Raw genomic sequence first — 25,610 nt, forward strand, 5'->3', positions numbered from 1 at the left:
CGTCGAGCAAGGGGCTGACATGAACGGCTGGGTCGGCGCGGGGCTGGCGCTGGTCGCCCTGGTCCTCGGCGGCGTGCTGCTGGGCTGGCAGGGCGTTATCTTTGCGACGACGGGTGTCGTCTTCTGGCTGCTGCTGCAGATCACGCGGCTGATGCGAGTCATGAAGCAGGCCGGCGCCGCGCCGATGGGATCGGTGGCCAACGCCGTCATGCTCGCCAGCAAGCTGCACGCCGGCATGAAGCTGATCGACCTGATCACGCTGACCGGCAGCCTCGGCGTGAAGCAGGCCGCCGAGACTTATCGCTGGTGCGACGCTGGCGGCGACGCGGTGGAAGTGGTGTTGCGCAAAGGCAGGCTCGCCGAGTGGCGGCTGGTCCGGGCGGACGAAGCGCCGGGCTCTTCGTAAAATCGCCGTTTTTCTGACCCGCACCTGGAGTACCCGATGGTTCCCGCCCCCCTGCACGACCGCGACGGCAAGATCTGGATGGACGGCGAGCTCGTCGACTGGCGCGACGCCAAGATCCACGTGCTGACCCACACCCTGCACTACGGCTGCGGCGCCTTCGAGGGCGTGCGCGCCTACGACACCGTCAACGGCACCGCCATCTTCCGCCTGCAGGAGCACACGCTGCGCCTGCTCAACAGCGGCAAGATCCTGCGCATGAAGGTGCCTTTCTCGGCTGAACAGATCAACGAGGCGCAGCGCGCCGTCGTCAAGGCCAACAACCTGAAGAGCGCCTACATCCGCCCGCTGATCTGGATCGGCTCCGAGAAGCTGGGCGTCAGCCCCAAGGGCAACCAGGTGCACCTGATGGTGGCCGCGTGGAGCTGGGGCGCCTACCTCGGCGAGGACGGCATGAAGCGCGGCATCCGCGTGAAGACCAGCTCCTACACGCGCCACCACGTCAACATCACGATGACGCAGGCCAAGACGGTGTCCAACTACACCAACTCCATCCTGGCCAACATGGAAGCCACGGAAGACGGCTACGACGAGGCGCTGCTGCTGGACGCGTCCGGCTTCGTCTCCGAAGGCGCGGGCGAGAACCTGTTCGTCATCAAGGGCGGCGTCGTCTACACGCCCGACCTGTCGGCCGGCGCGCTCAACGGCATCACCCGCAACACCATCTTCGCGATCTGCCAGGACCTGGGCCTGAAGCTGGTCGAGAAGCGCATCACCCGCGACGAGGTCTACATCTCGGACGAGGCCTTCTTCACCGGCACCGCCGCCGAAGTGACGCCCATCCGCGAACTGGACCGCATCGAGATCGGCAGCGGCTCGCGCGGCCCCATCACCGAGAAGATCCAGTCGGCCTTCTTCGACATCGTCAACGGCCGCAACCCCAAGTACGCCGAGTGGCTGACGTCAGTTTGACCCCTCGCCCAGTCTCGCGTCGCTGCATGCGCGCGAGTCTGGTCGGTCCCCCGAGGGGACGGCGACGCGTTCGGCATTGAGCCGAACGCGTCGCCAGCACGGGCCGGCTTGGGAGCGGCCCGGCGCTCGGCCCGAAAAATTCGCGTCGCGAAACGGACAATTGAGAGAACGCCATGAGCATCACCATCCAAGCCCCCGCCACCGTCGAAGTGACCGCCAAGGACTGCAACGACAACGGCACCGTCTTCTGCCCCAACCCCAAGATGGCGCTGTGGAGCAACCATCCCAAGGTCTTCATCGACCTGAGCCACGACGGCCAGGGCCAATGCCCGTACTGTGGCACGGCCTACAAGCTGAAGGCCGGCGAGGTGCTCCCGAGCGGGCACTGATTCCATGTCCCGCTCCCGCGCGCAACAGGCCGCGCTGCTGGCGTCGCCCGACGACACCGAGGCCCAGTTCTACGAAGCCTTGCAGCACGCCGACCTCGACCACCTGATGGCCCTGTGGGCCGACGACGACGAGGTTGCCTGCGTGCACCCGGGCGGCCCGCGCATCGTGGGGCTGCCGGCCATCCGCGCGGCGTTCATGGCCGTCTTCGAGCGCGGCCCCGTGCACACGCACCCCGAGCGGGTGCGGCGGCTCGTCAGTGGAGACTGCGCCATCCACCACGTGCTGGAGCGCGTGCAGCTGCACGCCGAGGCCGGCCAGGCCGCGCCGACGTCCTGGGTCATCGCGACCAACGTCTACCTGAAGACCGCACTGGGCTGGCGCCTCGTGCTGCACCACGCCAGCCCGGGCAACGCAGGCGACGTCCAGGAGCTCGTCGCGGACGCCGGCACGCTGCACTGATGCAGTACCGCGCGCCTCGATGGCTGCCCGGCGGTCATCTGCAGACCATCTGGCCCGCGCTGTTCAGCCGCCAGCACGACGGCGAGCCGCCGAGCTGGACGCGCGAGCGCTGGGACACGCCGGACGGCGACTTCATCGACGTCGACTTCCTCGCCGATGCACCAGCCGGCGCGCCGCTGTTCGTCCTCTTCCACGGCCTCGAAGGCGATCGCACCAGCCACTCCAGCGTCGCCTTCGCCAGCGCCGCCCGCGCGTGCGGCTGGGCGATGGCGCTGCCCAACTTCCGCGGCTGCTCGGGCGAACTGAACCGCGCGCCGCGGGCCTACCACTCGGGCGACTACGAGGAGGTCGGCTGGATCTTGCAGCGCCTGCGCGAGCGCCACGGCGCGCCGCTCGTCGTGGCGGGCGTGTCCCTGGGCGGCAACGCGCTGCTGCGCTGGGCCGAGGAAGCCGGCGCCGCGGCCGCGCACACGGCCCACGCTGTCTGCTCCATCTGCTCGCCCATCGACCTCGCCGCCGCCGGCGCGGCCATCGACCGCGGCTTCAACAAGCAGGTCTACGCGCGCCGCTTCCTGCGCACGATGATCCCCAAGGCGCTGCGCAAGCTGCAGCAGCACCCCGGCCTGTTCGATGGCGAGCGGCTCAAGCGCGCCTCGACCATCTACGAGTTCGACAACCTCTTCACCGCACCGCTGCACGGCTTCCGCAACACCGAGGACTACTGGACCCGAGCGGCGGCCAAGCCGCACCTGCACCGCATCCGCATCCCGGCGCTGGTGCTGAACGCGCGCAACGACCCCTTCGTTCCAGGCCACAGCCTGCCGCATGCCGCCGAAGTGGGGGCTTATGTGACACTCTGGCAGCCGGGTCACGGAGGCCATGTCGGCTTCCCCGCGGGCCCGCTCCCAGGCCATCTGCTGACCATGCCCGAGCAGGTCTGCGACTGGTTGTCGAAGCAACGCTGAAGGACGCGCTCGATGGATGACATCGTTCAGGCCGCTTTGAAGAAGTGGCCCAACGTGCCCCACTGCTACGGCTGGCTGGCGCTGGACGCGCGCGGCGACTGGTACATGCGCGACGACCGCATCCAGCGCGCCGGCCCCTTCCCGCGCGTGAAGGGTAGCCGCATCGACCACGACAAGCTGCTCGCCTTCATCGGCCGCAACTACGACGTCGACGAGCGCGGCGCGTGGTTCTTCCAGAACGGCCCGCAGCGCGTCTACGTCGAGCTGGAGGTTACGCCCTGGGTCTGGCGCCTGCAGCCCGACGGCAGCGTGCTGAGCCACACCGGCCGCGAGGCCCGTGTCGAGTCTGCCTGGCTGGACGAGGCCGGCCACCTCTACCTGCAGACCGACCTGGGCCTGGGCCTCGTGCACACGCAGGACATGGGCCTGGCTGCCGACGCCATCGAGGCCGGCCGCTGGACGCCGCAGGACTGCATCGCCGCCAAGCTGCCGGCCACCCACCGCTTCCAGCGTCGACCGCACGCCTGATCCGGGCATGAAAAAGCCCGCACGCGGCGGGCTTCATCGAGCGGGGCGCTGACGCTCAGTTCGCAGCCGAGGCCGCCGGTGCCGGTGCCTTGGGCTCGTCGAACTTGGCGCCCCCCTGATTGGCCATGTAGACGACCGCGCGATGGATCTCGAATTCGCTGAACTCGCCGCCGCCCTGGGCCGGCATGCTGTTCTTGCCCTTCAGCGCGGAGTTCAGCAGCGCCTCGACGCCGGTCTTGATGCGCGGGCCCCAGGCGGCGGCATCGCCCAGCTTGGGCGCGCCCAGCGCGCCGGTGGCGTGGCAGGTGGAGCACTGCGCCTGGAAGACCTGCTCGCCGGTCTTCAGCGACGCGGCGTCGTTGGCATCCTTGACCTCGACATGGCCCACCGGCGCGATGCGCCCGGCGACGGCCTCACCCTCCAGCGCGCCCGTGCCGGCGGCAGGCTTGGTCGCCGTGCTCACGTAGTTGGCCAGCATGATGATGATGACCACCGGCACCACGAAGGCGAACAGCACGGCCCAGGCGAGTTGCTTGGGAGTCTTGATCGGGCCGGTGTGGGCGTCGTCGTGGTCGTGATCGTGGCTGGCGCTCATGGATTCCTCTTGGTGATCCTCGTCGGTCTTTTTCTCGCGCCACTACGGCGCGGGGGCACGTAAAACCGGCGAATTATAGGCAGCCCCCTCGAGCACTCCGGGGCGGTAGAACCCCGCTGTTAGAATGCGCGGCTTCGCGCCCGTAGCTCAATGGATAGAGTACTGCCCTCCGAAGGCAGGGGTTGTTGGTTCGATCCCAACCGGGCGCGCCAGACATGAAAAGCACCTGGCTTCGCGGCCAGGTGCTTTTTCTTTGCCGGCATCACAACTCGCCCCGCTCGCACTCTCGACAGGTGCAGGCACCTGTCAGTCGCCGGGCCGAGAAGCCCGGTTCCCCGAGCAGCCACCGCGACTAACGCCACACGAGCCCAGCGAAAAAAAAGGGCGGCACGATGGCCGCCCTTGGGTTGTGGTCGGGCGAACCCGATGCGCGCTGGTTACTGCACGGTCAGCGTGATGTCGTCCAGCACGAACGACGTCGCGAGCGAGCTGTCCTCGACGCCGAGGAACTTGATCGTCACGGTCTGGCCGATGTAGGCGCCCAGGTTCAATGTCTTCAGCACGTAGCCGGAGGCCGCATTGACGTTGGAGTACGTCGCCAGCGTCGACAGCACGGTGCCCGAGCTGTTGAGCACCTGCACCTTGAGGGTGTCGTACGCCGTCGTGCCGGTCTCCTTCGTGTCGATGTGCAGGTAGAAGGACAGCGTGGCGCTGGACTTGCCGCTGGGGATGCTGACTGCCTGAGCGACGGAGTCGGTGTGGGCGCTGCCATAGCCGTCCAGCCAGGCGAAGCCGGTACCGCCATGGGCCGTCTCACCCGAGCAGCTGGTGTTGGTGCAACCCACGCCCGACGTCACCGTCCAGGAGGTCGTGCCGCTCTCGAAGCCCGTGTTCAGCAGCAACTGCGACGACGTGCTGCCCGAGCTCACGGTCACGGTCGACGACTTGCTGGCGGTCTTGCCCGTGCCGGACTCGGTCACCGTCTCCGTGATCGTGTAGGTGCCGGCCGCAGCATAGGTGTGGCTGGGGCTGGTGGCCGTGGACGTGCCGCCGTCACCGAAGGTCCAGGCATAGCCGCTGATGGTGCCGCCGCTGTCCGTCGAGCTGTCGGTACAGGTCACGACCAGGCCGGAAGCGCTGCAGCTGAAGTTGGCTGTCAGCGTCGAGCTGCCGCTGCCGAAAGCGCTGGAGAAGTTCTGCACCTGCAGGCTGCCGTAGCCGGTGACGTAGTCCCAGCCCGTGCCGGCGCTGTAGCCGCCGTTGCTGCCGGAGGTCACGTCATGGAACCAGGACGGGTTGGCCGCGGCGCCGGCGTACAGCGTCGAGGCCGGGAAGCCCAGCGTGTTGCCGTGCGCCGCCTGGATGCGGCTGTAGAAGCCCGTGAACAGCGGCGCGGCGAGGCTGGTGCCGCCGATCTGCGAGTTCGAGCCGTTGACGAGGATGAGTGCCCCGCTGCTGGGTGCCGCGTCGAAGGAGATGTCCGGCACGCCTCGCTTGCCGGCCGTCTTCAGCACGCCGGCGGACGTCTGCCAGCTCGGCGCGGCCTCCGTGCTGCTGACGCCGCCGCCGGTGCCGCCGGAAGCGCTTTGCGGGCACGTCGACGCGCTGGTGCAGCTCCAGGCTGTTTCGCCGACCCAGGTGCCGCCGCTGGTCGACAGCGTCGTGCCACCGATGGCCATCACGTAGGGCGAGACGGCCGGATAGCTTTGCTGGCTGGTGCTGCCGCCGCATTCGTAGGAGCCCGAGTCACCCGAGGAGACCGAGAAGGTCTGGCCCTGGGCCACGGCGGTCTGGAAGATCTGGTCGTTGGAGGCGGTGATGCCGGAGCTCTTCGCCGCGGTCTCGCACTCACCCAGGGACACGTTGATGACCTTGGCGAGGTTGTCGCTCACCGCCTTGTTGTAGGTGGACGTGAGGTCGGCATCGCTCAGCGTGTTGGCCGTGTAGAGCAGCATCGACTTGATGGTGCCGCCGGCGGCGGCCAGGGAGCTCTGCGAGTCCATGTTCCATTCGTCGACGCCCGACGTGTCGGTGCTTGCCGACCCGACCGTCACGACGCTGACCGGCGGCGTCGGGTAGCCGGCGTTGGCCGCGAAGGTCTTCAGGTCGGCGATCGTCTGCGTCATGCTGCCCTGCGTGATGATGCCGATGGTGGCCGTCGTGGCCGAGGGCATGCCGCTGGCACCGTAGATGCTGGGGAACAGCGTCGGGTTGATGCCGACGATGGCCTGCGGCGTGACGGCCAGGCGGTCGGCGTGGCGCAACGTGGTGTGGGCCATGTGCACCGTCTGCAGGCCGGTCACGGCGAGCACCGTGTCCGACAGCGTGTCGGGCACATTGACGTCGGTGACGTTGGCATGCGCCAGCCGCCCCTTGACGTAGAAGTGCCGCATCTGCGCCTGGAAGGCCGCCTGGATCTGGCTCGGCGTGCCGTCAGCGGTGACCAGCAGGCGGTTGGGCGCCATCTCGACATGCGTGAAGCCATGCGCGCGCAGGTAGTTCACGACCTTGACGGCCTGATCGCGCGTCGGCGCGTGGTTCTCGAGGAACTGCGCCGACGTCAGGTGTTGATGGGTCCGGCCCGTGACCAGGCCTTGCGTCAGCGCGTCCAGCGCCTCCTTGTTGCGCAGCTTCAGCGAGACCGCGATGTGTACCGTCGCGGTGTCGGGCATGGCGCCCGCGTCGGTCGCGTCGACATAGGCGAGCGCGTGGGCCTTGGTCTGCGTCGCGACCCAAGCGCGTGGCGTGGGGATGGAGGCCGTCGCGTAGCTGCCTGCGGTGGCGCCGATCGTCACGCTGCCCAACACGGCAGCGACAACCAGGTTCAAGGTATGCCTGAACAGTTTCATGGAATGAAGTCCTCGAGTTGAACGATCCGTGCCGGTGGGACACGAGATCGCCTTGACATCACGGCAGCACTTCGATCTTGTCGAGGCCCTGCCAACCCAGCGTGCCGCCGTCGGTCGCGCTTGAAATCCTTTTGGGACGCAACCGACGGCGCGGGGCGGATTCTTTGGACGCGGCAGGAGGGGTCACCATGCGGGTGATCCCGTCGGTGTTTTGGGTGTCAGCCGCGTCGAACCGACTGGCGTCGGCGGCGCCACTGCGCGCACGATTCGCCCGAATTTCACTATGGGCGCGGCGCAAGCGCGGGCCATGGCCGGCCCACCCGTGCGGCAGTGCCAGAGCACGCTGCGCAGCCGCTTATCCGCAGCTTCGACAGCCTGCGGACAGTCCTGCGAAAGCTTGTGATGCGCCGGAGTGACAGCGCCCTAACGACTCGTTACCTGCAAGGGGCAAGCCCGATGGACAGTGGCTCAGCCGCCTGTCACGTAGCGCGCGAGCCCGTCCACCAACGCATCGAACACGGCGCGGCAGGCGGCGTTCTGGCGCAAGTCCTCGTGCATCGCGACCCAGGTCTCCAGCGGCCAGGTGAACTGGTCCGCCAGCACGCGCTCCAGCGCCGGTTCGCGGCGGGCCAGCGGCAGCTGGCAGACGCCGATGCCGGCGCCCGCGCGGATCAGTGCGAGTTGGGCGATATCGGAGTCGCACCGCAGGGCGAAGCTGTCGCGCGTGATGCCGCCCAGCCGCCTGGCGCCGGCGCGGATGAACGGCGTCACCGCGTCGAAGCCGATCAGCGTGTGGCCGGCCAGGTCGGCAAACGACGCCGGTCGGCCGTGGCGGTCCAGGTAGGCAGGCAGCGCATGCAGGCCGATGTCGATGGCGCCGATGCGGCGCGCGATGAGCTGCCCCTGCTCGGGCGGCGTCATGCGCACGGCGATGTCGGCTTCGCGGCGCAGCAGGTCCTGCACGCGGTTGCTGAGGGCCAGTTCCAGCACCAGCCCCGGGTGGCGCTCGCGCAGCGCCGCGAAGACCGGCGCCAGCACCTCGATGCCGATGACCTCGCTGGCCGTCACGCGCACCGTGCCGGCGGGCTCGTTGCCGCCACGTGAGGACGCCGCACGCTGCAGCGCCGCGGCGGCCGTCTCCATCTGCTCGGCGTGGCCGCGCAGCGCCAACGCCGCCTCGGTGGGCAGCAGCCCGGTGGGCGAACGCGTGAACAGCACCTGGCCCAGCGCCGCCTCCAACGCGGCGATGTGGCGGCCGACGGTCGGCTGCGTCAACCCCAGCACGCGCGCCGCGCCAGACAGCGAGCCCTCGCGCAGCACGCCCAACAGTGTGTGCAGCAGCTCCCAGGGCAAGGTCGTATCCATTCATAAATGTATAGCCGCACACCTATCTTCGTCAATTTTCAAAGAAGTCGCCGGTTTCCAGAATCCGCTCCATCAACTTCAGGAGCAGGTGATGGACAGCAAGACGGTTCTGGTTCTCGGCGCGAGCGGCGGCATCGGCGGCGAGGTGGCTCGCCAGCTGCACAACGCGGGCTGGCGGGTGAAGGCGCTCAAGCGGGGCCTGGGCGCGGCGCAGGAGACGCGCGACGGCCTCCTGTGGCTGCGTGGCGATGCGCTCGACGCGGTCGACGTGGCCCGCGCGGCCCAGGGCTGCAGCGTCATCGTGCACGCCGTCAACCCGCCCGGCTACCGCGACTGGGACCGCCTCGTGCTGCCGATGCTGGACAACAGCATCGCCGCCGCGCAGGCGCAGGGCGCGACGCTGGTGCTGCCCGGCACGGTCTACAACTTCGGGCCCGACGCGTTCGGCTCGCCGCTGCGCGAGGACGCGCCGCAGCGCCCCGTCACGCGCAAGGGCGCCATCCGCGTCGAGATGGAAGCGCGGCTGCGCCAGGCCAGCGGCAACGGCGCGCGTGTCATCGTCGTCCGTGCCGGCGATTTCTTCGGCCCCGTTGCGGGCAACAACTGGTTCTCGCAAGGCCTGATCAAGCCGGGCAAGCCGGTGACGACGATCAGCAACCCCGCCGCGACCGGCGTGGGCCATCAGTGGGCCTATCTGCCGGACGTTGCGCGCACGATGGTCGAGCTGCTGGCCCGGCGCGACACGCTGCCGGCCTTCGCCAGCTTCCACATGGCCGGCCACTGGGACGCCACCGGCCGCCAGATGGCCGAGGCCATCCAGCGCGTTGCCGCCCGCTACGGCCGTGACGGCAGCGAGCCGCGCATCGCCGCGCTGCCGTGGTGGCTGCTCAACATCGCGGGGCTGTTCGTCACCACCTTCCGGGAGATGCGCGAGATGCGCTACCTGTGGCAGCAGCCGGCGCGCATGGACAACGCCCGCCTCGTCGCCACGCTGGGCCGCGAGCCGCACACGCCGCTGGACGAGGCCATCGAGACCGCACTGCGCGGCTTGGGCTGCCTGCCGCCCGCCAGCACCGGTGCGATGCCCAGCGCCGCAGGATAGCGCTACCATTTGCCTCCTTTCGAGGAGACGACGGTGGCCAATGTGAAGAAGAGACTGCGCAGCCAGGACTGGTTCGGCGGGCGCGACAAGATGGGCTTCGTGCACCGCTCGTGGCTGCGCAACCAGGGCTACCCGGACGACTGGTTCGGCGGCAAGCCGGTCATCGGCATCTGCAACACCTGGAGCGAGCTGACACCGTGCAACGGCCACCTGCGCGACCTCGCCGAGAACGTCAAGCGCGGCATCCTGGAGGCCGGCGGCGTGCCGTTCGAGTTCCCGGTCATGTCGCTGGGCGAGACGATCATGAAGCCGACGACCATGCTGTTCCGCAACCTCGCGAGCATGGACGTCGAGGAGTCCATCCGCGCGAATCCGCTGGACGGCGTCGTGCTGATGACGGGCTGCGACAAGACGACGCCGTCGCTGCTGATGGGCGCCTGCAGCGTGGGCCTGCCGACGCTGGTCGTCTCGGGCGGGCCGATGCTGAACGGCAAGTTCCGCGGCGGCGAGATCGGCTCGGGCACCTTCAACTGGAAGGTCAAGGCCAAGCTGGACAGCGGCGAGTTCAGCGACGCCGACCTGACCGAGGCCGAGGTCTGTGGCAGCCGCAGCGCCGGCCACTGCAACACGATGGGCACGGCCTCGACGATGGCCGTCATGGCCGAGGCGCTGGGCATGACGCTGCCCGGCATGGCCTCCATCCCCGCCGCCGACTCGCGCAAGAAGCTGATGGCGCAGCTGAGCGGGCGGCGCATCGTCGAGATGGTCAGCGAAGACCTGACCCCGATGCAGGTGCTGACGCGCCCCGCGTTCGAGAACGCCATCGTCGTGAATGCGGCGGTCGGTGGCTCCACCAACCTCATCCTGCACCTGCTGGCCATCGCCGGGCGCATCGGCGTGCCGCTCGCGTTGGAAGACTTCGACCGCCACGGCAGCCAGGTGCCGCTGCTGGTCAACCTCAAGCCCTCGGGCCAGCGGCTGATGGAGGACTTCTTCTACGCCGGCGGCCTGGGCGTCGTCATGAAGGAGCTGGGCGCGCTGCTGCACCGCGACGTGTTGACGGTGAACGGCAGGACGCTGGACGAGAACTACCAGGCCGCGCGCTGCTACGACACGACGGTGATCCGCCCGCGGGCCGAGCCGCTGCAGCCGGCCGCCGGCATCGCCGTGCTGCACGGCAACCTGTGCGAGCAGGGCGCCGTCATCAAGCCCTCGGCCGCCACGCCGGCGCTGCTGAAGCATCGCGGCCCGGCCGTCGTGTTCACGAGCATGGAGGACTACCACGCCCGCATCGACACGCCCGATCTCGCCATCTCCGCCGACAGCGTCATCGTGCTGCAGGGCGTGGGCCCGCGCGGCTACCCCGGCATGCCCGAGGTCGGCAACGTGGACCTGCCGCGCAAGCTTGTCGAGCAGGGCGTGACGGACATGGTGCGCATCTCCGACGGCCGCATGAGCGGCACGGCCTACGGCACCGTCGTGCTGCACGTGGCGCCCGAGTCGGCGGCCGGCGGCACGCTGGCGCTGGTGCAGGACGGCGACCTCGTCGAGCTGGACGTGCCCGCGCGACGGCTGCAGCTGCTGGTCGACGACGCCGAGCTGGCCCGTCGGCGCGCGGCCTGGGTGCCGCCCGCACCGCTCGCCACGCGCGGCTACGTGAAGCTCTACATCGACCACGTGCAGCAGGCCCATCTCGGCGCCGACCTGGACCTGCTGGTCGGCAGTTCTGGCCCGGTCGTCGAACGCGACTCGCATTGACGGGCGCCTGTCCATAATCTGCGCGTCGTCCCAACGCCCGAAAGACATGACCTACTGCGTCGCGATGCGCCTGCGCGCCGGCCTGCTGTTTGCCTCGGACACCCGCACCAACGCGGGCGTCGACCACATCGCGAGCTTCCGCAAGATGTACCAGTTCCAGATCCCGCACCAGCGCGAGATCGTCGTGCTGGCCGCGGGCAACCTGGCAACGACGCAGTCCGTCATGTCGCTGCTGAACCAGCGCCTGAACAGCGAGGGCGAGCACCTGCTCAACGTGCCCAGCCTGTACGACGCGGCCGTGCTGCTGGGCCACACGCTGAAGGAGGTGGTCGCGCGCGATTCGGGCGGCGGCATGCAGAGCCAGGGCGTGGACTTCGGCGCCAACTTCCTGCTGGGCGGCCAGATCCGGGGCGAAGGCCCGCGACTCTTCCACGTCTACCCGCAGGGCAACTTCATCGAGGCGACGGAAGACACGCCCTACTTCCAGATCGGCGAGAGCAAGTACGGCAAGCCCATCATCGACCGCGTCGTGCGCTACGACACGACCGCGCTGGACGAGGCCGCCAAGTGCACCCTCGTCAGCTTCGACTCGACCATCCAGTCCAACCTGTCGGTGGGCCTGCCCATCGACATGGTGATGCTGCGCGCCAACCAGTTCGAGCAGGCCATGCAGCCGCCGCACCGCATCGAGCGCGACGACCCCTACTTCCTCGCGTTGCGCAGCGGCTGGAGCGCCGGCCTGCGCAAGGTCTTCGACGAGTTGCCGAACGAACCCTGGTTCGACGCCTAGGCGGCGGCGGCCTGCCGCCCCTGCGGCCCGCGCGCATAGCGCCTCGCGATGGACGCGCAGACCATCAGCTGCAGCTGGTGGAACACCATCAGCGGCAGCACCAGCAGGCCCACGGCCTGGCCGGCGAACAGGATCTGCGCCATCGGCACGCCGCTGGCCAGCGTCTTCTTGGAGCCGCAGAAGACGATGGCGATCTCGTCCTCGCGCGAGAAGCCCAGCACGCGGCTCAGCACCGTCAGCAGCGGCATGACGATGGCCAGCAGCAGCGCGCAGATGCCCAGCAGTGCCCCCAGCGTGGCCGGCGGCAGGTGCCGGTACAGGCCCTGCACCGTCGCCGCGCTGAACGCGCCGTAGACGACCAGCAGGATGGTGCTCTGGTCGCTGACGCGCACCCAGGACTTGTGCGCAGCGACCCACGGCCCGGTCCAGCCTTGCAGCACCTGGCCCGCGACGAAGGGCAGCAGCAGCGTGTAGACGATGCCCTCGAACGTGTGCCAGGACAGCTGCGCCGCGCCGGAGCCGGCCTGCGCGCCGACCCAGTGGCCCATGCCGGCCATCAGCAGCGGCGTCAGCGCCATGCCGAGGATGTTGGACGTGGACGCACTGCACATCGCCGCGGCGACGTTGCCGCGCGCCAGCGATGTGAAGGCGATGGACGACTGCACGGTGGACGGCAGCGCGCAGATGAACAGCACGCCCAGATACAGCGTCGGCCCCACCAGCGACTCCAGCCACGGCCGCAACGCCAGCCCCAGCAGCGGGAACAACACGAAGGTGGCAGCGAACACGAGGGCGTGCAGGCGCCAGTGCAGCAGCCCCTCCCACACCGCGCGGCGCGACAGCTTGCTGCCCTGCAGGAAGAACAGCAGCGCGACGGCCGCCTCGGTCAGCACGTCCAGCACCGCCACGCCCCGACCGTGAACGGGCAGCAGCGTGGCCAGCGCCACGGTCGCGATGAGCAGCAGGACGAGGTTGTCGGGAAGCCAGCCGGGACGTTTCATGGACCGGCATTGGACCCAACGCGTCGCCTTCTGTGAAATGGATAGATCAGATGATTTAATCCACCAAACCAATCAATCAAGAACGCCCGATGTCCGCCCCTCACGTCACGCTGCGCCAGCTGCGCGTGCTGCTCGCCGTCGCCGAGCACGCCGGCTTCGCGCGGGCGGGCGACGACATCGGCCTGTCGCAGCCGGCCGTCAGCCAGGCCATCCGCAGCCTGGAGGCCGAGCTGGGCGTGAAGCTGCTGGACCGCACGACGCGCGAGGTGGTGCTGACGGCGGCCGGCCAGTCGCTCGTCGCGCCGCTGCGCCGCGTGCTGGGCGAGCTGGACGGCGTGCTCGACGAGGCCCGCGGCCTGGGCGCGGCGGCGCGCGGCATCGTCCACGTCGCCAGCGCGCCGACGATCTCGGGCGGGCTGATGCCGCAGGTGCTGGCCGCCGCGCGCCAGCGCTACCCGGAGCTGCAGGTCCGCTTGAGCGACCAGGCCCAGCAGCTCGCCATCGAGGGCGTGCGCAGCGGCGCGGTGGACTTCGCCGTGCTCGTCGGCATGGACGAGGCCGACCCGCTGATCGAGCAGCGGCCGCTGGTCAACGAACGCTTCGTGCTGGTCTGCCCGGCCGGCCACGCGCTGGCGGCCAGGAAGGAACTGAAGCTGGCCGACCTGGCCGGCCAGCCGCTGGTGCTGCTGGACCACAGCTCCGGCAGCCGCCCGCTGATCGACCGTGCCTTCGCACGCGCCGGCGTGGCGCCGCAGGTGGCCATCGACGTGGGCCACCCGGCGACCGCCTTCAGGATGGTGCAGGCGGGGCTGGGCGTGTCGGTGTTGCCGGCGCTGTCACTGCCGTTGCCGGACGCGAAGGCCTTGCGGGCGGTGCCGCTGGAGGCCGCGCTGAGCCGGCAGGTGGTGCTGGCACGCCGCCGGCAGCGCTCGCTGTCCCCGGCCGCTCAGCGGCTCTGGGACCTGATCGCCACGCTGGCTACATCCCCTTGAACAGGTGCGTGTAGCTGCGGCTGACTTCGAGCTTCTCGGTCAGGCCCTTCACGCCCACCAGCTGGCGGCCGCGGAAGTCGCGCGTGACGCCGTCGATGGCGCGCGCGTTGACCAGCGTGGAGCGGTGGATCTGCCAGAACAGTTGCGGGTCCAGCTCGTCCACCAGCTCCTTGATGGGCTTGCGGATCAGCGCCTCCAGCTTGGCCGTCTGCACACGGGTGTACTTCTCGTCGCTGATGAAGAACAGCACGTCCTCGACCGGAATCATCTGGATGGCCTGGCCCACGGTGGCCTGGATCCACTGCAGGTACTGCGGCTTGGCGGCAGCCGGGTTCAGGCCGGCCGACAGCTGGTGCAGCAGCTGCTGCAGCGGCACCGGCGCGCTGTCGGCGAAGTCGCCACCGGCGGGCGCGTCGCGCTGCGCCAGGCGCTTCTTGATGCGCGCCACCGTCAGCTGCAGGCGCTCGCGCTCGGCGGGCTTGAGCACGTAGTCGGCCACGCCCTGCTCGAAGGCCTCGACGGCGTACTGGTCGTAGGCGGTGATGAAGACGATCTCGGGCACCTCCCAGTCGTCGTCGTCCTGCAAGTCACCCGGCAGCTGGGCGATCTGGCGGGCCGCCTCCACACCGGTCAGGCCGGGCATGCGGATGTCGAGGAAGACGAGGTCGGGCTTGTGCTCCTTCGTCAGCTCGACGGCCTCCAGGCCGTTCTTCGCCTCGGCCACGATGTCCAGCTCGGGCCAGACCTCGGTGAGGCGGGCGCGCAGCTGCTCGCGCATCAGTCGTTCGTCGTCGGCCAGAACGGCGCGGATGGGTGTGTTGCTCATGGCCGGCGATGCTACTGGCTCAGACGGGTTCCGTGCGGGCCGCTGACGCCTTCATCGCACGGTTGCGATTGCGCAGCACGACGAACAGCAGCAGGCCCAGCAGGATCAGCGGCGAGCCCAGCACGGCGCCGGCACCCAGCAGCGCGGCGAGCATGACGGCAAACACGCCACAGACGATGAGCAGCGGCAGCGCCACGCCCAGCAGCAGCACCAACGGCACGACCAGCAGGCAGACGACGCCGGCGATGAACAGGCCGATGCTGGCGCCCAGCCAGCCGCCAAAGTCGTCGCCAGCGCCGAAGAAGAGGTCTTCGTCGTTCAGCACGATGTGCATGTCGGAGCCGTGGTGATGCAGCAGCGCAAAGCCGCCGAACATCGCCACCAGGACCATCAGCGCGGTGCCGATGAACAGGATCTTGAACAAGGTCTTCATGCTGCGACTCCTTCGTCGTTGCGGCTGCGATAGGGCACGGTGATCGTGACGACCGTGCCGCTGGGTTGGTTCTCGGTGACGGTGACGCTGGCCCTGCTGCCGTGCAGCAGCTGCAGGCGCTCGCGGATGTTGGCCAGCCCCACACCGGTGCCGCTGGTGGCGGCGCGGCCGAAGCCCAGGCCCGTGTCGGCCACGGTGACGGCCAGCTTGCCGTGCACGATCTCGGCCTTGACCTTGAGCGAGCCGCCCTCGGCCTTGGGCTCCAGGCCGTGCTTGATGGCGTTCTCGACCAAGCCCTGGATCATCATGGGCGGGAACTCCGCGGACATCAGCCCTTCGGGCACGTCGATCTCGGTCTGCAGGCGCTCTTCCATGCGCATCTTCAGGATCTCGAGGTAGGGTCGGATGACGGCCAGCTCGCGGCCCAGGTCGCGCACGGCGCCGCTGGCATTGGCCTCGCGCATCGTCGGCATGGAGGCCCGCAGCAGCGCGATGAGGTTCTTCTGCATCTTGCTGGCGGTGGGCGGATCGACCTCGATGAGGTGGTCGATGCTGGCCAGCGTGTTGAACAGGAAGTGCGGCTCCACCTGCGCCTGCATGGCGGCCATGCGGGCCTCGACGACCTGACGCTTGAGCGCCTCGGCCTCGGCGTTCTCGGTGGCCTGCGCGGCCTTGACCTCGGCCTGGATGCGGCCCTTGTAGATGCCCTTGATCACGGCCGAGGCCAGTATCCACAGCATGGCCAGGTCGACGAGGGAGTCGCCCAGTTGCACCACCGTCACGCGGCGATGGGTCTGGGAGCCGGCCACCTCGTCGGCGGCTTCCTGCAACGCCTGCTGCGCCTGGGCGGCGGCTTCCTGCGCCTCCTTGACCTCCTCGGCCTCCTGCTTGAGCTGGGAGAGCTTGTCCTTGGCGGCCTCGATGGCGCTGCGGACGTCCTCGGGCTTGGCACTCTTGGGGAAGTCGATCGAGACGGCGGCGTTGTCGTCGCCGCCGTCCTGGCCGGCAGCCTCGCTGGCGGCCGGGCGCACCGGCTGGATGCGCACGCCACGTTCGTCGACCTTGATCTCGTAGTGGACGCCCTTGTCGGCCTCCTTCTTCTTCTCGCTGTTCTCGACCGCCTTGCGGGCCTTGTCGGCTGCCTTCTTGGCCTCGGCCTCGAGCTTGGCCTGGCGGCGCTCGGCGCCGCGGTCGCGCTCCTCGACGGTCTCGCTGATGTGCCAGGTGAAGGGCGGCAGGTTCTTCAGCACGTTGACGCCGATCAGCAGCGCCAGCGACAGCAGCACGAAGCGCTTCCAGCTGATGCCCACCAGCCAGCCCGCGTAGAGGTGGAAGTACCGCACCACGGTGGCGGAGAAACGCTGCCAGCGCTCGATCCAGAGCTTCTGCTGGGGGCTGGGAGTGAAGGAGGGCGTCATGGGGAACTTCTTGTCGTTGAAGCCACTGTACGCAAGCGCCCGGCGCACCGTGGGGCCGGCGCGACACGCCGGCCGGCGCGCATGACGAACTGCATGGGCAGGCGACAGGCCGTGCGGCACGGCGCGCCCCGGTGGAGAAGCGCCCGTGAATCCGTCACGGACGGCCAGTGATCGCCCAGCAAAAAGCCCGCCGATGGCGGGCTTTGAAGAGAGAGCCGGCAGTGCTTACTGCTTGACGGCTTCGACCTGGATGACGATGCGGACGCTGTCGGGAATGCCCGGCAGGCCGTAGTTGACGCCCCACTGGCTGCGCTGGATGGTCGTCTCGAAGTCGCCGCCGCAGACTTCGCGCTTGAGCATCGGGTTCTCGTAGCAGTTGAAGTTGTTGGCGGTCAGCGTGACCGGGTTGGTCTTGCCGCGCAGCGTCAGCTCGCCGGCCACGCTGACCAGCTTGTCGCCGTTGAAGGTGAACTTGTCGCCGACGAACTTGGCCGTCGGGAACTCGGCGACAGCGAAGAAGTCCTTGCTCTTCAGGTGGCCGTCGAACGGGGCCACGCCGCTGGAGATGGAGTTCATGTCGAGCGTGACCTCGACCTTGCCGGTCTTGGCGGTCTTGTCCAGCGTGATCGTGCCTTCCTTCTTGTCCCAGCGGCCGCGGTTGGTGCTGGTGCCGAAGTGCTTGGCCTCGAAGAACACGGTGGTGTGGGTCGGGTCGAGCGCGTAGGTGGCGCTCTGGGCCTGGGCGGCGCCGACGGCGGCGAGCAGGGCGGTGATCAGCAGGGCTTTCTTCATCGGGTGGGCTCCGGGGTATGAGGAGGGGGGCGGGGAAAAACGGGGGGTTACAGGCCGGTCAGATGCCAGAGAAGGCCAGCTTGAACTTGACGGTGACGTCGTTGGCGACGACGGAGGTGTCGGCCCATTCGCCGTCACCGATCTTGAAGTCCAGGCGCTTGATGGGCACGCTGCCCGCGGCCACGCCGTTGGCGAGCGTGATCGGCACGACGACGTCGCGCACGGCGCCCTTGATGGTCAGCTTGCCGGCCACGTCGTACTTGCCCGGGCCGGTGGCCTTGATGCCGGTGGACACGAACGTTGCCTTGCCGTTGCGCTTGGTGTCGAACCAGGGCGAACCGGCCAGTTCCTTGTCGAAGCTGGGGTCGCCCAGCGACACGCTGCCCAGGTCCACCGTGAAGGCGATCTTGCCGGCCTCGGGCTTCTTGGTGTCGAAGTCCAGCTGGGCTTCGAACTTCTTGAACTTGCCGTCCACCGGCACGCCCATCTGCTTGAAGGTGAAGCTGAGGTCGCTCTTGTCGGCCTGCAGCGTGGCGGCGTGGGCGGGCAGCAAGGCGGCGGCGGACAGCAGCAGCGCGGAGAGAAGCTTGGTCATGGTGAAGTCCTGTTCAGGAGCGGCGCAGCGACATGCGGGCGAGCAGGCCGTCGCGGTCGATGAAGTGATGCTTGAGCGCGCCGGCCACGTGGGCCAGCACCAGGGCCGCGAGGCCCCAGGCCAGCGCGCCGTGGACGCTTTCCAGCAGCTCGCCGAGGTCATGGTCCTTGGGCACGAAGTCGGGCAGCGGCAGCACGCCGAACCAGACGATGGGGAAGCCCTTGGCCGAGCTCATGGCCCAGCCGGTCAGCGGCACGGCGAAGAAGGCGATGTAGAGCAGCAGGTGCACGCCGTGCGCCGCACGCGCCTGCCATACGGGCATGGGCGCATCGGCCGGCGGGCGGTGCGTCAGGCGCCACAGCAGGCGCAGCGCCGACAGCGCGAGGATGCTCACGCCGGCCCATTTGTGCCAGTTGTAGAGCTTGACCCGCGTCATCGAGAACGGCAGATCGGCCATGTAGACGCCGACGCAGAAGGCGCCGACGATGGCCAGCGCGAGCAGCCAGTGCAGCACGACGGCGACAGGGGTGTAGCGGGTGGCAGTGCTCATCATGGCTCGCAGTTTGTTCCTCGCAGACCGGCGGGCGGTTCATCCGCCTTGTCGCCATTGTTCAAGCTAATTGAACGGTAAGCGCGTTACTTCTTTCGGGCTCTGGTGGGATGGCCACACGTAGCGCACGGGCTAGCGCGATTTTGCGCGTGTAGTCTTTCTCATGCGAAACAAGCGCCTCCGCTGCGGCTAGCCGCGTGTCCATGCCGGCTAGCTCTGCGAGCTGAACGGCAAGCGCAGGGGAGATCGGGTCTTTGCCGTTGTAGACCCTGCTTAGATACCCCTCGCTTGCATGCAATTCTTTTGCAATGCGGTAGCGCGTCCATCCTTGCTTTGCGCACACCGCATCCATAAGGGTTTTCCCGAGGTCCATACTTTCTCCTGAGAAGGTATCGTCCGCCCCCATGCTTTCCAGCCGGAAAGCCTTTCACAGGGGAAAGCTTGTGGCCGGGAATGTACAGCAGCGCTCAAGGCGCGATCAAGCGGACTTCGCTGTGCCTTTGCTCGTGCTGCTGCGCTCGGGCGGCGGCGTCCCCCATCACGGCCAGTCCGGCCCGGCGATGTTGGCCGTTTACACAGAGCGCGAGCTGCTTTGGACTGCCGGCGCTGACGTTGCCCTGCTGCATGCGAAACACGTCCTGCGCGATCAGCCCGGGATGCTTGCCGGCTGGGTTGGATCAGTCGATGTACTGCCCCCAGAAGTTGGCTTCGTGCTGCGTCATATCCGGGCGCGTTCCCTCGGACAGGGCTATGACCTTGACCAGCTCGATGCTGAGTTCTTCGCTGATCTTGACCAGCGCGATGTTTGGCAGGACGCGACGGCGACTGGTGAAGTTGTCGAGGTCCTGTGTGCTGACGGCCAGCGCGTTAGCAAGTGCTCGTCCTGTGGCGCCGTTTTTGGCCTGTGCGAAGGCGTTGAGAAGGTCGGAGAAGTTCATGGCGGCTGATCGTACTAACGGTGGCTTGCCGCTGACCTTCGCCGCCTACGTGGCGCCGATGGCCGCTGCCCTGGTCCGTCGCGAGTTCGCCCCTGCCATGCGTGTGCAGGTCCGCAAGCACGGCGCCGTCTTCTGCGGTCGCGTCCTTGAGGGCGCCCCGGCCAATGCCCAGCGTGACGTGGACCTGTTCAAGGTCGATTGCTGCCTGGGGCAGCTCTGGTTCTCTGCCAAGAACGTTCGTCAGTGCAGCGGCCTGGATGGTCGGTGCGGCTGCGATGAGGGGCCGGGGGAAGCCCGCGCCTGCGCGGGCGCCCCCGGCGCCTCAGCTGTCCCCCCTGGTAACACGGGGACAACAGTGGTGGAGGGGGCATGAGGACAGTTGAGGCCCGCCCCGTTCTCGATGGTCAGCGCGTCCGGTGGACGCTTGAACAAATCGAGCGCGACAACCAATCGAAGGTCCGCATTGACTGGCTTCGGTTCACGGTCCCCCTCGATGCCGTCGTTCAGCGCGAACGAAGCCTGGAGGCGGTCACGGCTGGCGACGTCACGGTCCAGTCGGGTTTCGACGTGAAGACCAAGCGAGCCACGCTGGCTGACCCGGCCTACAGCGCGGCTCACATGGTGGCCATCGCTGCGGGTCGCGACCTCGTTGCCATGCTGGCCTGCGGCCTGACCCTGGGCGCGGTCGAGGACAAGGGCATGGATTTCTACGCCGTGCGCGTGGCACTCCTGCACAACTCGGCAGTCGTCGGCTATGTCATGGCCGGCAGCAAAGATGCACGGCAAGCCAGCACGGTGCATTTCAACCTGTTCGGGCAGGCCATGCTCGCGATTCCGCGCGACCGGCTTGAAATCGTGCGGTCCTACGTTGCGCATGCGAAAGGCTGGATCACGCGTGTGGACCTCGCTGTCGATGTGTGGTCGGGCCATCGCATCGAAGACGTGCAAACCGCATGGGAGTCGGGCGAATTCGACGTGCGCGGCAAACGCCCTGGTCAGCAGAACGCGGGCAGCTGGGCGGCGCACCATTCGCGGACGTTCAGCGTCGGCAATCGCGGCACGGGAAAGATGCTGCGCGCTTACGAAAAGGGTGACGAACAGTTCGGAAGCCGCGAGGCATCAGCGCAACACGGTTGCGCCGAATGGATTCGTTATGAAGTCGAAGTCCGTAACAACCATCGAGTGATTGACCTCGATGTGTTGACCCGGCCGGCTGACTTCTTCGCGGGCGCCTATGCGTTCTGCGACCGGCTGCTGACAGAGCTTGAGGTTCAAGCCGCTGCGCAAACGATCAAGACCAATCCTGAAGTTAAGGACGTGACGGCGCTTGCTGCTGTCGAGCGCTGCGCTTCGTGGACCGATGGCACCTGCGGCGCAATCGTCGCGGCGCTGTTCATGCATGGCGGCGACCTGCTCGCGCACATCGTCGAGCGCAACGCCCATCGCGTTGCCCGTCGCCTGAAGGGATTCGCTGCCGCTGATATCGCGGCGGCATTCGAGAAAGTCGCAGGGCGAATGGCCCCCGTCTCTGCGCCGTTGCTGAATGGGGCTGTTTGAGTTTCGCAAGCGAAACGGGAAGGTATGAAATGAAGTTCACCGCAAACGTTACGGTCATCGGCATGAAGCGCTCGAAGGGCGTGCTTGAAAACGGCACGGCGTATGACTCGACGAAGGTCTACGCGCTTACTGAGCTGGACGACTCGAAGGGCGACGCGAAGGGCCAGTTCGGCGCAGAGTTCAACCTGGGCACGTCTGAGGAGTACGCGAAGTACGCGCAACTCGCCTTCCCGTTTCAGGCCGTCGCCGACATGGAAATCGTGGGCAACGGCAAGACCAGTAAGACGGTGATGGTCGCCCTGAAGCCGGTCGGCGACAAGAAGGCGGCCTAACCATGTCGCGCTTCCTGATCCAGTCGGGGCTTACGTTTCAGTTCATCACGGTCCTGCCGTCAGGCGACGTGGGCTGGACGCCCTCACTGTTGACGGCGCTGCGGCATGGCGTCATCGATGAAGCGGATCAGGTGGCGCAGCTCGTTGAGGACTATTGCGACCGGGGCACGGCCCTGGTTGTCGATCTGGACGCGGAGGCCTGACCGTGTATTGCATCGCCACCAGTGACGGCGCAATCACGTCGGTGACTCAGATCACTGACCCGAGTCAGTGCCCGGTCCTCGCGGGCACGTTCGTCGCCCTGGAGCCGTCCGACGTTCCCGCAAACCCGTTCGTGATGAGCAACGAAGCCGGCCTCATGGTCTCCGGCGCGATTGCAACGCTCTGGTGTATCGCCTGGGGTGTCCGCGCCGTTCGTCTCGCTCTCTGATTTCCTGGCGCCGGCCGACTCCGATAAGCCGCGCGTCCTCTTCCACCCTCGGAGTCTGGAGTTTTCATGAAGCTGAATCGCAACGCGCTCCGCGCCATCGCCACCGCCGGCATCGCCATGCTGGCCGGCTCCGCTCACGCCGCTGCCGGTGACCCCGATCTGTCGTCCGTCACCGCTGCCGGCGCGACCGTCGCGACCGTGGGCGCTGCCGTCTTCACCGTGATGGTCGGCATCAAGGTGATCAAGTGGGTGCGCCGCGCCCTCTGATCGGGCGCTAGTCGTTTCGCATGCGAAACGGCTTGGAGGGGACGCCCTCCTTTCAATGCATCTAGTCGGGTGCATCGCAAGGGGTCGGTTATGGGCTTTTGGGTTGTGGTTGCAGTGCTGGGGGCGATATGGATCGTATTGCGCGACTGATCGCGGCGTTCGTGTTGCTGGCTAGCTCGGCGTCTTGCTGGGCCATCAAGTCCGTGCCTGCCGTCAACGCCGTTGTTTATGACTGCTCGGGGTCGAAGGGGAGTAGCGCGCTAGCCGCGTGCAAACTCAACTACGAAAAGGATGTTGCGACGACTGACGGCTCAAAGCGTACATATCACTACGTTGTAGACAGCTGTACCGCGCTGGGCAGTGATCAGCTCTCGCAGTGGAGGTGCACGACGTATTACTTTTGGACAGACAGCACGACGACAAGCACGAAGTCATACAACTCGCTGGTGGCAAACGCCAGTATGAACACGTCTTGTCCTGACAACTCTACGTCTGTCGGCGGCGGTCAGTGTGGGTGCAACCCCAACTTCATGCCTAACACGGCTGGGAACGCCTGTTATCAGTACACGTGTCCGGTGTCCGGCGAGTACAGCGCCGTAACTCAGCCTGACCAGAAGGTCAGCAATGCCGGGGACAAGCTCTGCACTGGCGGCTGCGGCTACACGCCGTCCAGCTGGAAGGTTGGCACGGACGGCCAGATTTGGGCTACGTGGCCGTTCAAGTCGACCGGTTCGTTTTGCAACGGGTCGGCGTCAAGCTCCAATTCGGCGATCTCGACTGGCGAACAGAACAGCCAAAGCCCTGCCCCGGTGGCCTGCGGTGCGAACCAGTGCCCCGGCACGGTGAATGGCGCGACCATCTGTGTTCCGTGTGCGAAGACCAGCGCAGCCGCTGAAACGTCGTCCTCTAGCGCGTCGTCTGCGACCGGCTCGACGACGACTGGAACGACTTCGCAAACTAGTTGCGATGGCACGACGTGCACAACAACGAAGACGACAACCACGACGGATGGCAACGGCGCCACAACCGGCACGACAACTACGTCGAGTTCTCAGAGTCAGGACAGTTTCTGCACTCAGAATCCTTCCTCTCCGCTGTGCACAAAGTCTTCGTTTGGTGGCACCTGCGCGGCGACGACGTGTAGCGGCGATGCCGTTCAGTGCGCCATCGCGGCGGACCAGTACAGGCGCAATTGCCAGTGGTTCGATGACCCGCAGACTGCACCCCTGCAGGCCATAGGCGCGGCGGGCATGACTGGTGAGCTGCAGCCGGCCGGACACCCTGCCAACAATGCGGCCAATCAGTCAGTTAGCTTTGCATCGAACATTGACCAGACCGACAGGCTTGCGTCCGGTTGCCCAGTTGACGTTGCATTCACCGTCAGCGGCGTGCAGTGGAACATCCCGTTTTCTGGCATGTGCGACAAGCTGCGCTTGGTCGGTAATGCCATGGTCGGCGTGTTCATGTTGATTGCCCTGTTGATTGTCTTTAGGAGTTGACCCATGCCCATTTTCATCGGCGCCTTGATTGGCGCTTTGATTCAAGTCCTCGGCACGCTCGTGGGCAAGATTCTGGTTAGCCTCGGCATCGGCTATGCCGTGTATTCCGGGGTTGACGCGTCCATCACGTTTGCTCGGGACTACTTCATTTCGAGCATGAATGGCCTCGGCGGCAATGCCGTCGCTGTGGCCGGCACGATGAAGGTCGGGACATGCGTGTCCATCCTCACCAGCGCCATCACGACACGCCTGACGATCAACGGATTGACGAGCGGCACCATGAAGAAATTTGTTATGAAGTGAGCTAGACCATGGATCCGCAGATTTCCGAATTTCTTACTGCCTTCGTTGAAGGCGCGATGTGGCGGCTGTTGTTGGCCGGCGCCTTGATGGGCGCTTGGTTGTGGGCGTTCGCTGGGCCTACGCTGCTGCGCGGTGCGTACTGGCTTCTGTCCTACGTTTTCCGGCCGGTTTTTCGATATGCCCGCGCTCGCGATCAGAGCCAGTGTTCGCATTGCGACGGAACTGGAATTGATTGGGCGGTCCTTCGTGCTCGGCATCGTGCAAAGCGCGAGGGGCGCGAACGCAAGCAATAGAAACACCCGCCAGTCACGGCGGGTTTTTCGCATGCGAAATCAGCGGGCGATTCTGGCGACTCGTCGCGGCAGGCTTCCGGCGTCTTGGTCGATTGCTTGTGCGACGAACTGGGGCGGCGGTGCGTTCGTGGGTGTATACGCGGGCTGTTCCTGTCCGCTCTGTAGTTCCCTCTGTCGGGTTTGATCTTGCGCTCGCTGCACCCTCTCTCCTGCTGGTGTCCACGCGACGAAGAATCCGCCATCTGCGAGTTGCCGGCAAAGCTGTTCGTTCATGTCCAGCCGCGTGCCCTGCTGGCTGTAGCACTGGCAACGCTTTGCGTTCGCTATGCATGCGGCTGGATACGGCGCCTGCTGAGGCTGCGTTACCCCGTCGTAGATGGGCGCAGTGTGCGGCAACCCCTCGATTCGCGGCGTATAGGCGGCTGCGTACTCTGCCGGCGTCATCTGCCCCCCTCGGTCACCGGCCCCTGAGCGCGCCCGCCCCACGGGGCCTTCAGCAACCTGCGCGGGCGGCGCGGTGGCTTCTGGCGTCGATTTGCGAGCCTGCTCGGCGGCAAACTCTGGGCTCATGCGGTGGTAACCGATCCAGCACAGAATGCCAAAGATCACCGGCAGGACCAGCAATAGGTATACGCGAGCTGGGATTCGGCGCTTCACCGTGTGGAGTTCGGCCGACTTGTACCAGGTGAACACGTCTTTGGGATATCGGAACTCATGCCGTATCCCGTCGCCGCGATTCTTGGACACGTCTTCTTTGACGCCGTTGACGTACTCGTAAATGGTGGCGAAGTGCGTTCCGAATTTGCGCACAACGTGGAAGTGCCGGTCCACCAGCTTGCGGACAAAGCTGTCCAGCAGCATTGGGTTTTGGGTGATGACGATGAAGTCCAGACCCTTGTGCCGGTGCGTGGCGAGCTGTTGAACCCATGGCGGCGTTTGCCCGCGTCCGGTGACAGGAAATGCGAACTGCGCTTCGTCAACGATCAGCAGCGCGCCGGCCGGCAGTTGTTCCCAGTCCTTGACCTCGAACGGCTGCCATCCGGGAATCTGAAGCCCGGGGATTGAGTTGTGAAACACGGGGCGACCTGCCTTTTCGGCTTCGGCCTTCCACCGTGCGAGTGTGTAAAGCGTCTTGCCGTGACCCGGCAGACCCGTGACCAGTGTGATGGGCATTGGTTAACCTCGTTTCGCATGCGAAACGCCCTCCC

At 67.1% G+C, this 25,610-nt stretch carries 34 protein-coding genes and 1 tRNA gene; 20 read left to right on the top strand and 15 right to left on the bottom strand.

Going from position 1 to position 25,610, the window contains the following annotated elements; all coding sequences use genetic code 11:
* The first annotated feature begins 19 nt into the window (after positions 1-19).
* The 6 genes from ACG04R_RS00800 (at position 20) to ACG04R_RS00825 (ending at position 3,717) form a co-directional block, all read left to right on the top strand.
* The gene (locus ACG04R_RS00800) at positions 20-406 is read left to right on the top strand and encodes a hypothetical protein (RefSeq protein WP_394405618.1); all 387 of its coding nucleotides are present in this window, start codon (positions 20-22) and stop codon (positions 404-406) included.
* Positions 407-442: 36 nt separating this feature from the next.
* Positions 443-1,375, top strand: a complete 933-nt coding sequence (locus ACG04R_RS00805) for a branched-chain amino acid transaminase (RefSeq protein WP_394405620.1) — start codon at positions 443-445, stop codon at positions 1,373-1,375.
* Positions 1,376-1,548: 173 nt separating this feature from the next.
* Positions 1,549-1,764, top strand: a complete 216-nt coding sequence (locus ACG04R_RS00810; RefSeq protein WP_394405622.1) for a zinc-finger domain-containing protein — start codon at positions 1,549-1,551, stop codon at positions 1,762-1,764.
* Positions 1,765-1,768: 4 nt separating this feature from the next.
* The gene (locus ACG04R_RS00815; protein WP_394405623.1) at positions 1,769-2,224 is read left to right on the top strand and encodes a YybH family protein; all 456 of its coding nucleotides are present in this window, start codon (positions 1,769-1,771) and stop codon (positions 2,222-2,224) included.
* On the top strand, positions 2,224-3,189 hold the full coding sequence (locus tag ACG04R_RS00820) for a YheT family hydrolase (protein WP_394405624.1): 966 nt from the start codon (positions 2,224-2,226) through the stop codon (positions 3,187-3,189). The genes ACG04R_RS00815 and ACG04R_RS00820 overlap by 1 nt, the downstream gene beginning before the upstream one ends.
* 12 nt (positions 3,190-3,201) lie before the next feature.
* A complete protein-coding gene (locus tag ACG04R_RS00825) occupies positions 3,202-3,717 on the top strand; it encodes a DUF2946 family protein (protein WP_394405626.1) in 516 nt (171 codons plus the stop codon).
* Positions 3,718-3,772: 55 nt separating this feature from the next.
* Here ACG04R_RS00825 and ACG04R_RS00830 read toward each other — a convergent pair whose 3' ends face one another.
* Positions 3,773-4,312: a c-type cytochrome gene (locus tag ACG04R_RS00830; RefSeq protein ID WP_394405628.1), complete on the bottom strand. Its 540-nt coding sequence runs from the start codon at positions 4,310-4,312 to the stop codon at positions 3,773-3,775.
* Between the two features lie 136 nt (positions 4,313-4,448).
* On the opposite strand from ACG04R_RS00830, the gene ACG04R_RS00835 reads away from it, so the two are divergent.
* A tRNA-Arg gene (locus ACG04R_RS00835) sits at positions 4,449-4,524 on the top strand.
* 225 nt (positions 4,525-4,749) lie between these two features.
* Here ACG04R_RS00835 and ACG04R_RS00840 read toward each other — a convergent pair.
* From ACG04R_RS00840 to ACG04R_RS00850, 3 genes are all read right to left on the bottom strand, one after another.
* Positions 4,750-7,161 carry a protease pro-enzyme activation domain-containing protein gene (locus tag ACG04R_RS00840; RefSeq protein ID WP_394405630.1) on the bottom strand — a complete coding sequence of 804 codons (2,412 nt, stop codon included), beginning with the start codon at positions 7,159-7,161 and terminating at the stop codon, positions 4,750-4,752.
* 58 nt (positions 7,162-7,219) lie between these two features.
* Positions 7,220-7,459 (bottom strand): hypothetical protein, encoded by a 240-nt coding sequence (locus tag ACG04R_RS00845; RefSeq protein WP_394405632.1) that lies wholly within the window; start codon positions 7,457-7,459, stop codon positions 7,220-7,222.
* 170 nt (positions 7,460-7,629) lie between these two features.
* Positions 7,630-8,526, bottom strand: coding sequence for a LysR family transcriptional regulator (locus tag ACG04R_RS00850; RefSeq protein WP_394405634.1), 897 nt, complete (start codon positions 8,524-8,526; stop codon positions 7,630-7,632).
* A gap of 91 nt (positions 8,527-8,617) precedes the next feature.
* Between ACG04R_RS00850 and ACG04R_RS00855 the strand changes: the two genes are divergently transcribed.
* From ACG04R_RS00855 to ACG04R_RS00865, 3 genes are read left to right on the top strand one after another with little or no spacing between them, the layout of a single operon-like run.
* On the top strand, positions 8,618-9,628 hold the full coding sequence (locus ACG04R_RS00855; RefSeq protein ID WP_394405636.1) for an NAD-dependent epimerase/dehydratase family protein: 1,011 nt from the start codon (positions 8,618-8,620) through the stop codon (positions 9,626-9,628).
* A 33-nt stretch (positions 9,629-9,661) separates the two neighbouring features.
* Positions 9,662-11,386 carry an IlvD/Edd family dehydratase gene (locus ACG04R_RS00860; RefSeq protein WP_394406484.1) on the top strand — a complete coding sequence of 575 codons (1,725 nt, stop codon included), beginning with the start codon at positions 9,662-9,664 and terminating at the stop codon, positions 11,384-11,386.
* A gap of 46 nt (positions 11,387-11,432) precedes the next feature.
* Positions 11,433-12,176 (top strand): proteasome-type protease, encoded by a 744-nt coding sequence (locus ACG04R_RS00865; protein WP_394405638.1) that lies wholly within the window; start codon positions 11,433-11,435, stop codon positions 12,174-12,176.
* On the opposite strand, the gene ACG04R_RS00870 is transcribed toward ACG04R_RS00865, so the two are convergent.
* Complete coding sequence (locus ACG04R_RS00870) at positions 12,173-13,177, bottom strand: bile acid:sodium symporter family protein (protein ID WP_394405639.1); 1,005 nt, start codon at positions 13,175-13,177, stop codon at positions 12,173-12,175. The two genes, ACG04R_RS00865 and ACG04R_RS00870, sit on opposite strands and share 4 nt — an antisense overlap.
* Positions 13,178-13,266: 89 nt before the next feature.
* Between ACG04R_RS00870 and ACG04R_RS00875 the strand changes: the two genes are divergently transcribed.
* Positions 13,267-14,169 carry a LysR family transcriptional regulator gene (locus tag ACG04R_RS00875; RefSeq protein ID WP_394405641.1) on the top strand — a complete coding sequence of 301 codons (903 nt, stop codon included), beginning with the start codon at positions 13,267-13,269 and terminating at the stop codon, positions 14,167-14,169.
* Here the strand turns inward: ACG04R_RS00875 and ACG04R_RS00880 are convergent.
* The 8 genes from ACG04R_RS00880 to ACG04R_RS00915 form a co-directional block, all read right to left on the bottom strand.
* Positions 14,156-14,995 (bottom strand): LytR/AlgR family response regulator transcription factor, encoded by an 840-nt coding sequence (locus tag ACG04R_RS00880; protein ID WP_394405643.1) that lies wholly within the window; start codon positions 14,993-14,995, stop codon positions 14,156-14,158. The two genes, ACG04R_RS00875 and ACG04R_RS00880, sit on opposite strands and share 14 nt — an antisense overlap.
* Before the next feature lie 19 nt (positions 14,996-15,014).
* On the bottom strand, positions 15,015-15,428 hold the full coding sequence (locus ACG04R_RS00885; protein WP_394405644.1) for a hypothetical protein: 414 nt from the start codon (positions 15,426-15,428) through the stop codon (positions 15,015-15,017).
* On the bottom strand, positions 15,425-16,846 hold the full coding sequence (locus ACG04R_RS00890) for a sensor histidine kinase (protein WP_394405646.1): 1,422 nt from the start codon (positions 16,844-16,846) through the stop codon (positions 15,425-15,427). The genes ACG04R_RS00885 and ACG04R_RS00890 overlap by 4 nt, the downstream gene beginning before the upstream one ends.
* A 225-nt stretch (positions 16,847-17,071) precedes the next feature.
* Complete coding sequence (locus ACG04R_RS00895; protein WP_394405647.1) at positions 17,072-17,638, bottom strand: YceI family protein; 567 nt, start codon at positions 17,636-17,638, stop codon at positions 17,072-17,074.
* Positions 17,639-17,696: 58 nt separating this feature from the next.
* Positions 17,697-18,233 carry a YceI family protein gene (locus ACG04R_RS00900; protein ID WP_394405649.1) on the bottom strand — a complete coding sequence of 179 codons (537 nt, stop codon included), beginning with the start codon at positions 18,231-18,233 and terminating at the stop codon, positions 17,697-17,699.
* Positions 18,234-18,246: 13 nt separating this feature from the next.
* Positions 18,247-18,783, bottom strand: coding sequence for a cytochrome b (locus ACG04R_RS00905; RefSeq protein ID WP_394405651.1), 537 nt, complete (start codon positions 18,781-18,783; stop codon positions 18,247-18,249).
* A 61-nt stretch (positions 18,784-18,844) separates the two neighbouring features.
* On the bottom strand, positions 18,845-19,156 hold the full coding sequence (locus tag ACG04R_RS00910) for a helix-turn-helix domain-containing protein (protein WP_394405653.1): 312 nt from the start codon (positions 19,154-19,156) through the stop codon (positions 18,845-18,847).
* A gap of 304 nt (positions 19,157-19,460) precedes the next feature.
* Positions 19,461-19,721, bottom strand: coding sequence for a hypothetical protein (locus ACG04R_RS00915; RefSeq protein WP_394405655.1), 261 nt, complete (start codon positions 19,719-19,721; stop codon positions 19,461-19,463).
* Here ACG04R_RS00915 and ACG04R_RS00920 point away from each other — a divergent pair.
* The 6 genes from ACG04R_RS00920 (at position 19,720) to ACG04R_RS00945 (ending at position 22,307) form a co-directional block, all read left to right on the top strand.
* Positions 19,720-20,094, top strand: a complete 375-nt coding sequence (locus ACG04R_RS00920) for a hypothetical protein (protein ID WP_394405657.1) — start codon at positions 19,720-19,722, stop codon at positions 20,092-20,094. The two genes, ACG04R_RS00915 and ACG04R_RS00920, sit on opposite strands and share 2 nt — an antisense overlap.
* Positions 20,091-21,278: a replication initiation factor domain-containing protein gene (locus ACG04R_RS00925; protein ID WP_394405658.1), complete on the top strand. Its 1,188-nt coding sequence runs from the start codon at positions 20,091-20,093 to the stop codon at positions 21,276-21,278. The genes ACG04R_RS00920 and ACG04R_RS00925 overlap by 4 nt, the downstream gene beginning before the upstream one ends.
* Positions 21,279-21,307: 29 nt before the next feature.
* Complete coding sequence (locus tag ACG04R_RS00930) at positions 21,308-21,610, top strand: hypothetical protein (RefSeq protein ID WP_394405660.1); 303 nt, start codon at positions 21,308-21,310, stop codon at positions 21,608-21,610.
* A gap of 2 nt (positions 21,611-21,612) precedes the next feature.
* Positions 21,613-21,813, top strand: coding sequence for a hypothetical protein (locus ACG04R_RS00935; protein ID WP_394405662.1), 201 nt, complete (start codon positions 21,613-21,615; stop codon positions 21,811-21,813).
* 2 nt (positions 21,814-21,815) lie between these two features.
* Positions 21,816-22,040: a hypothetical protein gene (locus ACG04R_RS00940; RefSeq protein ID WP_394405664.1), complete on the top strand. Its 225-nt coding sequence runs from the start codon at positions 21,816-21,818 to the stop codon at positions 22,038-22,040.
* A gap of 66 nt (positions 22,041-22,106) precedes the next feature.
* Entirely contained in the window at positions 22,107-22,307 is a 201-nt protein-coding gene (locus tag ACG04R_RS00945) for a major capsid protein (RefSeq protein ID WP_394405665.1), read from the top strand.
* 658 nt (positions 22,308-22,965) lie between these two features.
* On the opposite strand, the gene ACG04R_RS00950 is transcribed toward ACG04R_RS00945, so the two are convergent.
* Positions 22,966-23,310, bottom strand: coding sequence for a hypothetical protein (locus ACG04R_RS00950; RefSeq protein ID WP_394405667.1), 345 nt, complete (start codon positions 23,308-23,310; stop codon positions 22,966-22,968).
* 247 nt (positions 23,311-23,557) lie between these two features.
* Between ACG04R_RS00950 and ACG04R_RS00955 the strand changes: the two genes are divergently transcribed.
* Genes ACG04R_RS00955 through ACG04R_RS00965 form a run of 3 tightly spaced genes read left to right on the top strand, consistent with a single transcriptional unit; the run spans position 23,558 to position 24,402 of the window.
* On the top strand, positions 23,558-23,806 hold the full coding sequence (locus ACG04R_RS00955) for a virulence factor TspB C-terminal domain-related protein (RefSeq protein WP_394405669.1): 249 nt from the start codon (positions 23,558-23,560) through the stop codon (positions 23,804-23,806).
* 3 nt (positions 23,807-23,809) lie between these two features.
* Complete coding sequence (locus ACG04R_RS00960; protein ID WP_394405671.1) at positions 23,810-24,109, top strand: DUF2523 domain-containing protein; 300 nt, start codon at positions 23,810-23,812, stop codon at positions 24,107-24,109.
* 8 nt (positions 24,110-24,117) lie between these two features.
* Positions 24,118-24,402, top strand: coding sequence for a hypothetical protein (locus ACG04R_RS00965; RefSeq protein ID WP_394405673.1), 285 nt, complete (start codon positions 24,118-24,120; stop codon positions 24,400-24,402).
* Between the two features lie 39 nt (positions 24,403-24,441).
* On the opposite strand, the gene ACG04R_RS00970 is transcribed toward ACG04R_RS00965, so the two are convergent.
* Entirely contained in the window at positions 24,442-25,575 is a 1,134-nt protein-coding gene (locus tag ACG04R_RS00970; protein WP_394405675.1) for a zonular occludens toxin domain-containing protein, read from the bottom strand.
* Positions 25,576-25,610: the final 35 nt, after the last annotated feature.

This window comes from Pelomonas candidula (assembly GCF_043555985.1).
Lineage (GTDB): Bacteria > Pseudomonadota > Gammaproteobacteria > Burkholderiales > Burkholderiaceae_C > Pelomonas > Pelomonas candidula.